At 37.2% G+C, this 13,517-nt stretch carries 10 protein-coding genes; 8 read left to right on the forward strand and 2 right to left on the reverse strand.

From position 1 onward, the window contains the following. Positions 1 to 163 precede the first annotated feature (163 nt). Positions 164 to 2,695, forward strand: a complete 2,532-nt coding sequence (locus AAA915_RS03930) for a M1 family metallopeptidase (RefSeq protein WP_338200028.1) — start codon at positions 164 to 166, stop codon at positions 2,693 to 2,695. Between the two features lie 371 nt (positions 2,696 to 3,066). Here the strand turns inward: AAA915_RS03930 and AAA915_RS03935 are convergent, their stop codons facing one another. Next, complete coding sequence (locus AAA915_RS03935; RefSeq protein WP_110445491.1) at positions 3,067 to 3,780, reverse strand: MurR/RpiR family transcriptional regulator; 714 nt, start codon at positions 3,778 to 3,780, stop codon at positions 3,067 to 3,069. Between the two features lie 148 nt (positions 3,781 to 3,928). On the opposite strand from AAA915_RS03935, the gene AAA915_RS03940 reads away from it, so the two are divergent. From AAA915_RS03940 to AAA915_RS03950, 3 genes are read left to right on the forward strand one after another with little or no spacing between them, the layout of a single operon-like run. Continuing rightward, positions 3,929 to 4,714, forward strand: coding sequence for a carbohydrate deacetylase (locus tag AAA915_RS03940; RefSeq protein ID WP_294830697.1), 786 nt, complete (start codon positions 3,929 to 3,931; stop codon positions 4,712 to 4,714). A gap of 31 nt (positions 4,715 to 4,745) precedes the next feature. Beyond that, positions 4,746 to 6,374 carry a PTS transporter subunit EIIC gene (locus AAA915_RS03945; protein WP_338200031.1) on the forward strand — a complete coding sequence of 543 codons (1,629 nt, stop codon included), beginning with the start codon at positions 4,746 to 4,748 and terminating at the stop codon, positions 6,372 to 6,374. A gap of 18 nt (positions 6,375 to 6,392) precedes the next feature. Further along, entirely contained in the window at positions 6,393 to 7,718 is a 1,326-nt protein-coding gene (locus tag AAA915_RS03950; protein WP_338200033.1) for a family 4 glycosyl hydrolase, read from the forward strand. A gap of 159 nt (positions 7,719 to 7,877) precedes the next feature. Here the strand turns inward: AAA915_RS03950 and AAA915_RS03955 are convergent, their stop codons facing one another. Continuing rightward, entirely contained in the window at positions 7,878 to 9,089 is a 1,212-nt protein-coding gene (locus tag AAA915_RS03955; RefSeq protein ID WP_338200035.1) for a L,D-transpeptidase family protein, read from the reverse strand. Positions 9,090 to 9,201: 112 nt separating this feature from the next. Here AAA915_RS03955 and AAA915_RS03960 point away from each other — a divergent pair, with 112 nt between their 5' ends. From AAA915_RS03960 to AAA915_RS03975, 4 genes are all read left to right on the forward strand, one after another. Next, positions 9,202 to 9,996, forward strand: a complete 795-nt coding sequence (locus AAA915_RS03960; protein ID WP_338200037.1) for a DUF4931 domain-containing protein — start codon at positions 9,202 to 9,204, stop codon at positions 9,994 to 9,996. A 119-nt stretch (positions 9,997 to 10,115) separates the two neighbouring features. Continuing rightward, positions 10,116 to 10,730 (forward strand): ECF transporter S component, encoded by a 615-nt coding sequence (locus AAA915_RS03965; protein ID WP_174794812.1) that lies wholly within the window; start codon positions 10,116 to 10,118, stop codon positions 10,728 to 10,730. Positions 10,731 to 10,905: 175 nt separating this feature from the next. Beyond that, positions 10,906 to 11,655, forward strand: coding sequence for an ABC transporter ATP-binding protein (locus tag AAA915_RS03970; protein ID WP_174794813.1), 750 nt, complete (start codon positions 10,906 to 10,908; stop codon positions 11,653 to 11,655). 11 nt (positions 11,656 to 11,666) lie between these two features. Continuing rightward, positions 11,667 to 13,472 carry an FtsX-like permease family protein gene (locus tag AAA915_RS03975; RefSeq protein WP_338200041.1) on the forward strand — a complete coding sequence of 602 codons (1,806 nt, stop codon included), beginning with the start codon at positions 11,667 to 11,669 and terminating at the stop codon, positions 13,470 to 13,472. The last annotated feature ends 45 nt before the right edge of the window (positions 13,473 to 13,517 follow it).

Raw genomic sequence — 13,517 nt, forward strand, 5'->3', positions numbered from 1 at the left:
AATAACACGCAACTCTTACAAAATTTTTGAAAAATTTAATAATTCTACTAGTTTTGAAAAAATTTATTTTGATAAAGCCAATTATTACTTACATGAATGTTTTAATGTCATTATTATTTATGTCTGTTAAAATTGGTAGTAATTAGTATTTTAGGAGGTAAATATGGCTGTTAAACATTTTTATGAAACTTTTCATCCAGAACACTATGATTTATTTATAGACATCAATCGGGAGCAGAAAAGTATTAATGGTACTTCGACAATTACCGGTGAAGCAATTGAGGATACTATTTTTATTAATCAGAAATATATGAAGATTGCTTCAGTAACAAGTGAAGGCAAAAAAGTACCGTTCACTGTCAATGACGAAAAAGAAGCAATTGAAATCGAACTGGGCCAAACTGGCAAGGTAAAGGTTGAGATTAAGTATTCTGCACCGCTGACCGATTCTATGATGGGGATCTATCCTTCATATTATCAAGTTGATGGTGTGCAAAAACAGATTATCGGTACTCAATTTGAAACTACAGCTGCACGTCAGGCCTTCCCATGTGTTGATGAGCCAGAAGCCAAAGCTACTTTTTCTTTAGCACTTAAGTATGATGAGCATGAAGGTGAAACTACAATTGCCAATATGCCGGAAGTTAAAGTCGAAGATGGCGTGCACTATTTTGCTCAAACCGTTAGAATGTCCAGTTACCTGATTGCCTTTGCCTTTGGTGAATTACAATCAAAGATTACTGAAACCAAAGATGGCGTTAAAGTTGGAGTTTTTGCGACTAAAGCACATCAAGCTAAGGAATTAGACTTTGCTTTGGATATCGCAAAACGGGCAATTGAATTTTACGAAGAATTTTACCAAACCAAGTACCCGCTACCACATTCTTGGCAATTAGCGCTGCCTGACTTTTCTGCCGGAGCAATGGAAAACTGGGGACTAGTCACATACCGTGAAGTCGCAATTTTGCTTGATCCTGATAATGCAACTCCGTACCAAAAAGCTTATGTGGCAACTGTTATCACTCATGAATTAGCGCACCAATGGTTTGGCGATTTAGTTACTATGAAGTGGTGGGACGATTTGTGGCTCAATGAAAGTTTTGCCAACATGATGGAATATGTTTCAGTTGATGCTTTAGAGCCAAACTGGCATGTTTGGGATAATCTTTACCAAATTTCGGAAGTACCAGCAGCTTTAAAACGAGATGCCACTGATGGTGTCCAATCCGTTCACGTTGATGTGGAACATCCAGCTGATATTGATTCAATTTTTGATAGTGCAATTGTTTACGCTAAAGGTTCAAGGATGCTGGTTATGGTACGGGCACTCTTAGGAGATGATGCTTTGCGTAAGGGACTTAAGTATTACTTTGAGCAACACCATTATGGCAACGCCACCGGTGATGATTTATGGAACGCCCTTTCAACTGCTACTGATTTAGATATTGGCAAGATCATGCATACTTGGCTTGATCAACCGGGTTACCCAGTAGTTTCCGCCAAAGTAAACTCAGCTGGTCACTTGATTTTGAGCCAAAAGCAATTCTTCATTGGTGAAGGCAAAGATGTTGGACGTAAGTGGGCTATTCCATTGAATGCAAACTTTAAGGCACCACAAATTATGTCTGAAAGAGAACTGGATCTAGGAGATTATCAAGAGTTGCGCAGTGCTGCCGGTCACGCTTTACGTGTAAATGTAGGCAATAGTTCGCACTTCATTGTTAATTATGATGAAACCTTAATGAATGATATTATGGCTGAATTTACTAAGTTGAAGCCGGTTGATCAATTACAATTACTGCAAGACTTGGGACTTTTAGCAGAAAGTAAACAAATTTCATACGCTGAGATTGTCCCGTTACTGCCAAAATTTGCGCATTCTAAGTCATATATTGTCATTAGTGCGTTATCTTCCAGTGTTCGTTCATTGCGTAAATTTGTTACTCCGAATTCACCTGCAGAAAAAGATTTTAAGGCATTCGTTAATAAATTGACCCAAAAGCAAGTCGAACGGTTGGGCTGGCAGGCACAAGCTTCCGATACAGACGATGACAAGAGAATTCGTCCATTAGAAATAGCTTTGTCATTGTATGCCGACAACTCTGCTGTGATAAAAGATGGTCACCAAATTTTTACTGAACACAAGCAAAACTTAAACGAAATTGATGCTTCAGTTCGACCATATGTTTTAATGAATGAAGTTAAGAATTATAATGAGTCAGGCTTAGTTGACCGTTTGCTTAAAGAATATCAAGCTGCCATCGATCCTAACTATAAGGACGATCTTACTGATGGTATTACTAGCACTAAAGATCCCGCTGAAATCAAGGAACTTATTGAGAATTTTGAAAATGCTGCAGTCGTTAAGCCTCAAGATTTGCGTTCTTGGTTTGCGAATGTCTTGGCCAATCCAAAAGGCGAACAATTTGCTTGGGATTGGCTGCGAGATCAATGGTCATGGCTGGAAAAAACAGTCGGTGGTGATATGGAATTTACCACTTATATTACTGTGGCTTCAAACATTTTCCATACTGAAAAGAGACTGGAAGAATTCAAAGAATTCTTTGAACCAAAGGTTGATCAGCCGGGTCTTGGGCGTGAAATCAGAATGGATACTAAGAACATTGAGTCCAAGGTTGACTTGATTAATGCTGAAAAGGATGCTGTCAATCAAGCTGTTAAGGAAACTTTATAAGTAAAATTGTTTAATATTTAATATCATATTAATAAGTGTTAAAAAAGAAGCTGGTAAATGAATGTTTAAAAACATAATTTACCAGCTTTTTTATGCTTGTATTAATATGTAAATTTCATAAAAGTAAGACTTTACAATATGGCGCTCTCAATTTAGAGTAAGTGAAGTGCTCCAGAATAGTTGGATAGGTAATCTAATTATTGGAGCATTTTTTTACGACTAATTGTTTATACCAACTATATTCTTTACCAGTCGAATTATTATTGATCTTTGTGAAAAATTAGCTTAATTCTAAGAAAACTAAGTTAAAGTCATTGATACTAAAAGCAAAAATAAATATCATACATAAATTTATTATTTTTTGTAATTAATTATAAATACTGACTAACAATATTTTCAATTAAATTAATAGTATTACCATAAAAATAGTTTAGACTGGTGTTCTCAGGATCGGGCACACCGCTGCCACTTTCTACGACAAAAGCTAAATCACCAATGTTGGCATAAGTGCTGTGTGGTGTAGCAGTGATCGTAATAATATCGCCGCCATCTTTCTTACAACCTGCAATTTTGATCAAACCATTTTTATTTTCTCCAGATTGTGAGAATGTAATCAAAGTATGAGGCGATTGATCAGATGCAATTGAGATTTCAACGCCATCCAAGTCTACACCATAAATTTTTTTAAGCAATAATTTGCGATAAGTGTAATTTACTAGAATTTTGCAAAAGCCCTCACCAAATAAATAAGTTCTTTTTTCCAGCTTAATTTTATTGAAGAAATCAGCAACTACCTCAGCGTTTAAATTACAGTGGACAAATGGCAGGTTGGCAAAGGTCCTTAGCGGTTGAGTTTTGTAACGGGAAGAAAGGAAAAAGATAAATTCTTTAAAGTTAGCAAAACCTGCCCTCTTTACTAGCCTGCTGATTGAAGCAGTTGACAGATAATTTTTCTTAGCTATGTAGCGAATGTCTAAGCTATCGTTGGTGATGATGGAGTCAATAATCGACTCAATCACTTTAATATCTTGATGACGCAAATGATTATTAGGGAACAAACGGTCAACTTGAAAGATTTTTGTCATTTAACACACTACCTTGCTATTTTGAAAATATTTTCCTATTTTGAAAATCACACCATAATTTGTGTGTTTTGTTGTTATTGCTCTTTCATTATACTATATTAACTTTGTTTAAAGAAAGCGTTTTAAATGATTTGAAAGGTGTGTGTGAATGAAGCAAGTTGTTATTAATGCCGATGATTTTGGCTATTCACTGGCCGTAAATCGCGGAGTTATTAAAGCGTATAAAGATGGGATGGTTTCTTCTACAACGCTTATGGCAAATATGCCAGGTTGTTTAGAGGCAATCAATTTAGCAAATGAAAACAAAGACTTAGGAGTTGGTTGTCACCTTAACATTACGACTGGTAAACCAATGACGGATGCCAAAACGCTGGTTGATACTAATGGTGAATTCTACCATTTAGCTGGTTATAAAAAACACCGCAGTGAAATGGACCCGGAAGAAATTTACCGTGAGTGGTGCGCACAAGTTGATTTCCTGATAAGTAAAGGAATGAAGCTAACTCATTTAGATAGTCATCATCATGTTCATTCTTTTTCTGAGAACTTAGCTCTTACTCAGCGTATTTCTGATAAGTATCAGTTACCGGTTAGAAATTGCTACGGTATCGAAAATCAAGTTAAGTTGTCTTATCAAAGAGGAATTGCCGGTTTTGATGATCTGATGAATTACCCGCATATTCGCAGTTTGGATAAATCTTATTATGCGGATCAAGAACAATGTTTAACAGAAATACAAGCTGTTCTTGACCGTCTGCAGGATAACCAAATAACTGAGTTTATGGTTCATCCTGCATTTGTAGATGAAACACTTTACTTTAATTCTTCATTTAATGTGCCTCGAATCAAAGAAGTAACAATCCTCTGTGATTCGGCTTTTAAAAAGAAGCTGCAGGAAAATCAGGTAGAAGTGATTCCATATCCTAATTCTTAAATAAAAAAATGTAATGTAAGGAGGCAAAATTATGAAGGGCAAGTTTATGAAGTCCGCGAATGTTTTTTCACGGGCAATAATTCAACCGGTTATGTTTATGGCCGTAACTGGTATTATCTTATCAGTCTGTGCCATTTTGAAGCTAGACTTAATGCCGACCATTTTGAAAGATACTGGTAATTTTATTTACAATATCCTGTCAAGTGGTATGATTGGGCAATTAAGTTGTATTTTCTGTGTAGGTATCGCTACAGCTTTGGCTAAACCTAAATATAAAACTGATGCCGCAATTTTAGGTATCGTTACTTATTTAATCTTTTTGTTCGCTAACAATTCATGGCTGCAATTAACCCATCGTTTGGCAAAGCCAAATTCTCAAGGACTATTTGGTACTGGTCAAAACATGGTTTTCGGTATCCAAGTCACTGATATGGGAGTTTTTCTCGGAATTATTTTAGGAATCCTAGTGGGCTGGATGGTAAATAAATGGGGGAATATTAAGCTCCATAAATATTTATCACCTTATGCAGGAACAAAATCTGTTTACATTATTTTAGTATTTGTCACAATTCTGTTCGCAATTGCTATTACTTATGTTTGGCCAGCAGTCAACTGGGTTATTGAAAACATTGTTAAAGTAATGTCAACTACGGGTTCCATTGGATTCTTCCTCTATGGATTCTTGAACCGTATGCTTTTACCAGTTGGACTGCACCACTTCTTATGGATGCCTTTGTTCTACACTCCTTTAGGCGGTACTGCCAGGATTGCCGGCAAGCTGTACACTGGTGCGTTTAACATTTGGTTAGCTGAATTGGGCAACCCTAGTCATATTACTGCAATGCACCAATCTATTGGTTATCTGTCCAACTTTGGTTCAATTTCGTTACCTATTGGTATTGCTTTTGCTTTCTGGAAAATGGCAGAACCAAAGAATAGGCAAAAAGTTGCGGCTATTTTAATTCCAACTGTTACTACAGCCTTCTTAGCAGGTGTTACTGAGCCTTTGGAATTTATGTTCCTGTTCTTATCACCATTACTATGGCTAGCTCATTCAGTAGTTTACGGAATTAGTCTATTTTTAACTAATATAGTCGGCATTGATATTCAGTTTGATACCGGTATTAATATGATTATTAACAGTTTTGCCTTTCCGGCAAGGCTGGGACACCAGTATCTCATACCAATAATGTTTGTCGTCACAGGTTTACTTGAATATTTTGTCTTCGTCTTTATGATCAAACGTTTCAATATTCCAACTATTGGACGTGCTAACGCTGACGAGACGCTCCTTAATGGTGCAGAAAGTGAAGATGAATCTGTTGAGCAGGCAGAAGAAGAACTTGCTCAAAGTGACAGTGGAGCAGAAACTGCAGACACTGCAAAATTTGATAATCAAACTAAAAATATTGTAGCTGGTCTAGGTGGTCCGGAAAACATCGATGAAATGATTAATTGCTATACTCGACTTCGCGTTGACGTTAAAGACACAAACAAATTAGATATGGATCTGTTAAAACACAAGACAGGTACTAAAGGTGTAATGCAAGATGGTAATAATATCCAAATAGTATTTGGAGTTGATGTAGAAAGTATTCATGATAAAGTTGATGAATATCTTGATTATCTGAAAAAACACCCATCACAAAGTGGAAAGTAATTTAGGAGGATTATTGAAATGGCAAATAAATTTGTAATCATTGGTGGTGGATCAACCCAATCACCAAGTATCTTGGAGGTTTTACGTCAACGATCTGCTGACTTAGATATGAACCAGCTAGTTCTTTATGATATTGATGAGGAAAGGGTATCTCTTTTAGGACAGTACACCAAAATGTATTACAAAGAAACAGGTTCACCGGTTCATGTTTCTTACACGACTAACCTGGAAGAAGCTCTACAAGATGCAAACTTTTTATTCATGCAAATTCGTCCAGGTCTAAATAAACAACGGGCAATAGACGAAAAAATTTGTATTCGCAATGGCGTTATTGGTCAGGAAACTTGTGGACTTGGCGGCTTTTCCTTTGCAATGAGGGTAATACCGGATATTATCGCTATCATTAAGAAGGTTAAGCAGATTTGTCCAAATGCGTGGATTTTAAATTACACTAACCCAGAAGCAATTTTGTCAGAGGCAATTTACCGCGAATTTCCTGAAGCAAAGGTAATTTGTATCTGTGATATGCCAATTTCAATTGAAGGCGCAATTGCACAATACTTCCATAAAGATTTGAAAGATATTACCTTCAAATACTTTGGCATGAACCATTTCGGCTGGTGGACATCAATGATTGATGAGACCGGTAAGGATCTATTGCCACAACTGCGTGAGGACGTTCAGTCTGGCAAGATTGATACCCTTGCTCAATGGAATGACGAAACTCTTGATGACCAGTACTGGATTGATACATACAAGCGCATGATTACTATTTTCAAGCGTTTTCCTGAATATTTCCCTAACTGCTACCTGCAGTATTACCTGATGCCTGATGTAATGATGGCTGAATCGGATGTTAACTTCACACGTGGTGACTGGGTAATGCAGGGACGTGAAAAGAGAATCTTCACAGAATGTCGGCGGGTTTTAAAAGCCGGCACAGCTAAAGGTTCTTCACTTAACTCCGGCGTTCACGGCAACTACATTGTTGATATTGCCAACGCAATTATTCATAATACCCACGAACGTTTCACCGTTAACCAAAAGAACAATGGCGCAATATCTAATTTTGATACTGATGCCGTAGTAGAAGTGCCAGCATACATTGGCAGTATGGGTGCAGAAACCATTAGTATTGGTAAGATCCCAACTTTCCATAAAGGACTAATGGAATTGCAAAAAGCTTACGAGAAACGAACTGTGGATGCAGCGCTATCTGGCTCATATCAAGTTGCTTTGGAAGCAGTTGTCCTCAATAAGACCATTCCAGATTACCATGTAGGTAAAAAGGTTTTGGATGAGTTATATGAGGCTAATAAACAATATTGGCCAAAATTGCATTAATGTGCTTGCACTAAAAATATCATTACTAAAAAGATTAGCTTTAACTGCAGTTATTGCTAGTCTTTTTTTTGTGAGCATTAAATCTTTTTACAGAAAAAAGACTAACTTTCACTTCAAAGTTAGTCTTTTAGCATACTATTTGACTTACTTGATTAAATTTTAGTCATATACAATAACCGGCTCATGTTTGCTTACATTGTGCCAGACCTGCTTAATTTCCTGGGGCTTAATATTAACGCAGCCGTGTGAACCGCCTCTTAAATAGGCTTTTTTACTCCAGTCACCGCGCCAGCCAGCATCGTGAAAACCGCAACCAGTCAAGGTAAACGGCATCCAGTATCTGACAGGTGAAGCATATTTAGAACCATCATTGTTGCGTCCACGCAATACCGCATGGCGTTGCTTATAATGAATATACCAGACTCCTTGAGGGGTACGGTTATTTTTATTACCGTCCTTTGTTCCGGTAACAACATCGTTAAGGTGAACAACCACCTTGCCTTTGCGCACAATCCACATTTCCTGCCTCTGCAGAGAAACTACAATATAGTCATTGCCTATGCCATGATTATTTTTACCATAGCCTAAACCATAAGTGCTGTAGCCAAGACCATAGATATAATTTTTGCCGTCCAGATTTTTAGTTCCATTCAAAAATGCCTGTTCAACAGCTGTTTGTGCCCTTTTGACGTGTACGCCCCAGCCATAGCTTTGGTTTTTAATAGTAATTTTCTTTCCTGCAACTTTATTACCCTTTGGCACCGCAAAACTATAGCTTTGATGAATTGTTGAAACATCCTGGTCAATTTTATTAAGCTTTGCCGCTAAATTTTCGCTGTTAAGAAAAGTGTACTTGCCTTTTCTATAAACTGCCTGGTTAATTAATTTTTGTGTTTTGAGTTTATAAACTTTGCCTGCGACATGGTAATTAACTACGGCGTGACTCATCGTCTGCATTTTTTTGTTAGCAGCATCTAGATCAGTGTTGCGGTATTCGTAGCTTTGCTTATTGGGCATAGTTGTATGTTGCTTTTTAAAATAAGCGGCAACTTCCTGTTTCTTAATGGTGTTGCAACTAGGATCATATTCAAGTGCAACTTTACCATTTTCCAGTGAGACAATGTTGTTCGCTTTCCGATTGATTTTGGCAGTTGCTTTATTAATTGTTAAGTTTCCAACTTCTACGCCATAAATGTTAACATTAGGGTTAAAATGATTTGTAGCGAATGCTTTAGCCTGCTTTTGCGCTTCGACGTGATTGTTATAAAACACCACGCCAAATACAACTGCTAAAATCAGAACTATTCCGATAATAATCAGAAGCAAGTTATTGCGGTTATTGTATTTTTTTAAATTTCTTTTTGATTGCATAAGTTCTACCACCGTTGGGATTTTCAAAAAAATAATTGCGGTTACAGTTTACCATCTATTGTGGCTCTAGTAAAATGCAAGATTTAAGAATGTTTTTGGGAGGGATTGCTCAATGGAAAATGACCCATTAGTGTTTGATGTTAACATAGCTAAAGAAAAGCCTAATTCTTATCGTAAAGTTAAAAATAATTCTGGCTGTCCCTTTTGTGATGTGGCGGGATTGACTCATATCTTAAAAAAGCAGGGTGGGATGATTTGGCTTGATAATAAATACCATACGTTACGTGATACGGTTCAGACTGTTTTGATTGAGTCCAATAAGCATCAAGGAGATATTACCACTTATTCACTTGATTACAATCGTTCTTTGATGCGTTTTTCATTATCATGCTTTAAACAGATGAACAATTCACACAAGTTCAGATCGGTTTTATGGTATAAAAATTATGGCGAAAATTCTGGTGGATCTCTTGCACATCCCCACATGCAAATAGTCGGTCTGGAAAAGATGGATGGTTATAAGTACATTCAACCCAATAATTTTGAAGGCATAAGTCTTTTCAATAAAGATGGAGTTGAAGTCAACGTAAGCACACATCCGATTCAGGGCTACATTGAACTTAATTTTAATCTTCTTGATGAAAACAATATTGATGACTGGTCGGACTGGATTCAAAGCGGAGCAAAATACATGCTAAAAGTTTTGTCAAAGGGTCGTAATAACTCCTATAACTTGTTTTTCTATCCACGCTTTGATCAGGGTATTTGTGCTAAATTGATCTTGCGTTATACGGCATCACCGTATTTTGTCGGTTATAAGCTCTCACAGGTAGATAACCGAGAGAAACTGCTCACTGAAGCCGAAAACTTTAAGCATTTCTTTGAATATGGATCAGTTTTAGAATAGAAATTCTTATGGTTTTAGAGCGTTAAATATTATTAAAACTAATCCATAACGGAGAAATTATTTGCGACTAATAAGATCAAGCAATATAATAGCAAGGTGTTTTTTTAAGGAGGATGAAAATGCACAGAAAAGAAACAAAAAACCTGGCTATTACTGCTATATTTGTCGCAATCTTTTTATTGCAAACTCTCATACCCAATATTGGTTACATTCGCATACTACCAACTTTACCTGCTGTAACGACTATTCCGTTGACTGTTGCCGTTTATTCTTTGCTTATGGGGCCAATTGCTGGGACTTTCTTTGGCATTTTCTGGGGCATTGCCCGCATGGTGCAGGCATATACTCAGCCTGGCGATATTGTCAGCCTGATGCTTTTCCAGAACTTTCTAATTGCCGTAGTTCCCAGCGTCCTAGCAGGCTTTTTCCCAGGAATGATTGGAAAATTCACGGCTAAAAAGAAAAGCAGTGTTAAAGAAATAAGCTACACGATTGCAGGCGCAGTGACTTCTTTAACTAACACTGCTTTTGTAATACTATTAACCAGTCTGGTTTTCATGGGTAATTCCGCTAAATTACTAGGACATTTAGGCAGTTTTAGTCAAGGCACACCTTTAATTACAGCTTTAATAGTTGCTCTCGGCTTGAATGGACTTGTGGAAGCAGTATTTACAGCTATTGTGACACCAATTATTGTTACTCCACTCGACAAAGTTTTACGTAGATTGGGTTAAAAATGATATTTTTAATAAAAAGTTAACATTTTATGCTAGCCACTATTATTAGGAAAATAACATTGATATAAGTCTTTCAATTTCTGAAAGGCTTATTTTTTTATTGACATTCTTGTTTTCTTTCATTAGTGTATTAGATAAATAGTACAGAAGTATTACAACGAGGACTTTACAAATGACTGAAATTTTACGAGTAGATCAAGTTACTAAAACATACGGCAAGCGGGGCGAAAAGCAATACCAGGCTTTAAAGGGAGTTAATTTTGCAGTTAATTCGGGTGAATTTGTAGCCATTATGGGAGCTTCGGGTTCTGGTAAAACAACTTTGCTTAATATTTTGTCAACTTTAGACAAGCCAACAACTGGTAATGTTTTTATTAATCACCAAGACAACAGTACTTTAAATGCTAATCAGTTGGCGGATTTTAGAAGTAAGCAAATTGGCTTTATTTTTCAGGATTTTAATCTCTTGGAGAATTTAACTAATCGTGAAAACATTGCCTTGCCTTTAAGTTTAAGGGGCATCTCTCCCAGGAAAATCGATCCCTTAGTTGATAAAATTGCAACTAGGTTAGGGATTAAAGAGATATTGCCCAAGTATCCTGCTGAGGTATCCGGTGGGCAAAAGCAAAGGGTAGCAGCAGCTAGGGCCTTAGTGCATGAACCGGCAATCCTACTTGCAGACGAGCCGACGGGGGCCTTGGATTCTAAAAGTGCCCGTGAATTGCTCTTTACTATGGCAGATTTGAATCAAAACGATGATATTACTACTCTCATGGTTACCCATGACCCGTTTGCTGCCAGCTTTGCCAGTCGCATTTTATTTATTAAAGATGGCAAGATTGGCGAGCAAATGTTAAAAAAGGGGCAGTCCAGACAAGAATTTTACCATCTACTAATTGATCACTTAGACACTGATGAATAAGGAGAACAAAAATGATTTGGAAGTTGTCCTTAACTGGAATCAAAAGTCGTTTTAAAGATTACGCGGTTTTGTTTTCCGGCTTGGTTGTTGCCAGCATGATTTTTTACATGTTCCTCACAATCACTATTAATCCCACTTTTATTAAAAATGATATTGCAGCACCAAGTAATTATGTTCGGTTCACCTTTGGCTTTGGTATTGTCTTGCTGGTAATTATTACTGCTATTTATCTGGTTTATGCTAATTCTTTTTTATTGAGCATGCGCAAACACGATTATGGCATGTACATGATGCTGGGAGCTAAAAGCACTAAAATCGGTGCACTAATTTTTTTGGAAACTCTGATAACTGGTATTTTGGCCACAATAGTGGGTATTTTGCTAGGCTTTGGTCTGACTGCCATTGTATCTCAGCTCCTGATTTCGCGCTTGGATTTGACCGTGAAGCATTTTGCTGTTGTTTTGCCTAATGCTGTTATCTGGACAATCATTTTCTTCATTTTGATTTTCTTATTTGGCGCTTTAAAAAATGTCCGCAAATTAACTAGAACACCGGTAATTGAACTATTGCGCGATGATCAAAAGCCGGTCGCATACAAGCGTCAGCCAGTCTTGCACTGGATTCAAGGAACGCTGGGACTAGTGCTTTTAGCTGCAGGCTACTTTATTTTGGGTCTTCCCGGTGGCGCTATTTTATTCATTATTCCAGCAGCACTGGTAACGATAGTTGCCGGCTCATATTTCACATTTAATGCCTTTTTCAGTGCGCTGATTGGGTTCTTACTTAACCGCAGAAGCTTTTCTTATCATGGCATTCGGATTTTTACCTTAGGCCAATTGAAGTTTCGGCTGCATGATTATACGCGGATTTTAACCGTGGTTTCACTGCTTTTTGCCTTGGCGCTTGGAGCTATCACTGTGGGACTTAATTTCAGCACCCTCAATGAGCAGCTTAAAGGCAATTTCTATTATGACACTACTATTATCAGTGACTCACCCAAAGTAACGCAGGCTGAAAATAAACTGACCATCACCCGTCAGCAAACTTTTCATTATAAGGAACAAGGCAAGTATTTATACTTTAATCGCAGTGAATTTACTAATAATCCAGTTAAAAACGTTAAGTTTTATATGAAAAATGGCCAGCCTGCCTACAAGACGATCGACTTGCCTATTAAAAAATTAGATGTGCCAGCAACATACGCTAACAACGCTTTTGGCGCTATGGTTCCTAATGGTATCGCTAAAATTATTCGCTTGGTTTCACCTGAAAAATGGGCGGCAAAATCGGGCCAAAAGAAGTTTGTCAGCTTCGTAAATGTGAAAAACTTTGATCAAGATTACTTTACCATCTTGAAATTGCAAAAACAGCAATTAAAAGAAAATCCCGCTTATGCGAATATTTATACCTCCAGTAAGGCTGGCAGTTACCAGTTAATCAAGAATTTCAGCAGCGGTTTTGAATTTATGGGCTTCTTTTTAGGTTTTGCCTTCCTAACCATGCTGGCTTCAACCTTAATGTTCAAGGTTTTAAGTGGAGCAGCTAGTGACAAGGTGCGTTACCAAATGCTATTTGAAATTGGCACAAGGGTGAAAATATTGCGCCAATCCATTAGAAATGAGATAGGGGTTCTGTTTCTTTTGCCCGGTGTGTTGGGCGTGATCGATGTTCTCTTTGGCTTAAGATTATTTAAACTACTCTTACCACACCCCTACCAGAACTTGTGGATTCCTTTTACGATTTTTATCGTTCTTTATCTCATTTATTACTTATTAACGGTGAAATTATATGAAAAAATCGTGCTCGCACATGAATAAAATTGGCGCAGGAATTAATACAAGTTTGTTTTTAGTAAAAGAAAA

Source organism: Lactobacillus rizhaonensis (assembly GCF_036246345.1).
GTDB classification, from domain to species: domain Bacteria; phylum Bacillota; class Bacilli; order Lactobacillales; family Lactobacillaceae; genus Lactobacillus; species Lactobacillus rizhaonensis.

What these genes read in the sequence shown, in the direction of transcription:
- AAA915_RS03930 (WP_338200028.1), top strand. Translation starts at nt 164, where the DNA reads ATGGCTGTTAAACATTTTTATGAAACTTTTCATCCAGAACACTATGAT.
- AAA915_RS03935 (WP_110445491.1), bottom strand. Translation starts at nt 3,780, where the DNA reads ATGACAAAAATCTTTCAAGTTGACCGTTTGTTCCCTAATAATCATTTG.
- AAA915_RS03940 (WP_294830697.1), top strand. Translation starts at nt 3,929, where the DNA reads ATGAAGCAAGTTGTTATTAATGCCGATGATTTTGGCTATTCACTGGCC.
- AAA915_RS03945 (WP_338200031.1), top strand. Translation starts at nt 4,746, where the DNA reads ATGAAGGGCAAGTTTATGAAGTCCGCGAATGTTTTTTCACGGGCAATA.
- AAA915_RS03950 (WP_338200033.1), top strand. Translation starts at nt 6,393, where the DNA reads ATGGCAAATAAATTTGTAATCATTGGTGGTGGATCAACCCAATCACCA.
- AAA915_RS03955 (WP_338200035.1), bottom strand. Translation starts at nt 9,089, where the DNA reads ATGCAATCAAAAAGAAATTTAAAAAAATACAATAACCGCAATAACTTG.
- AAA915_RS03960 (WP_338200037.1), top strand. Translation starts at nt 9,202, where the DNA reads ATGGAAAATGACCCATTAGTGTTTGATGTTAACATAGCTAAAGAAAAG.
- AAA915_RS03965 (WP_174794812.1), top strand. Translation starts at nt 10,116, where the DNA reads ATGCACAGAAAAGAAACAAAAAACCTGGCTATTACTGCTATATTTGTC.
- AAA915_RS03970 (WP_174794813.1), top strand. Translation starts at nt 10,906, where the DNA reads ATGACTGAAATTTTACGAGTAGATCAAGTTACTAAAACATACGGCAAG.
- AAA915_RS03975 (WP_338200041.1), top strand. Translation starts at nt 11,667, where the DNA reads ATGATTTGGAAGTTGTCCTTAACTGGAATCAAAAGTCGTTTTAAAGAT.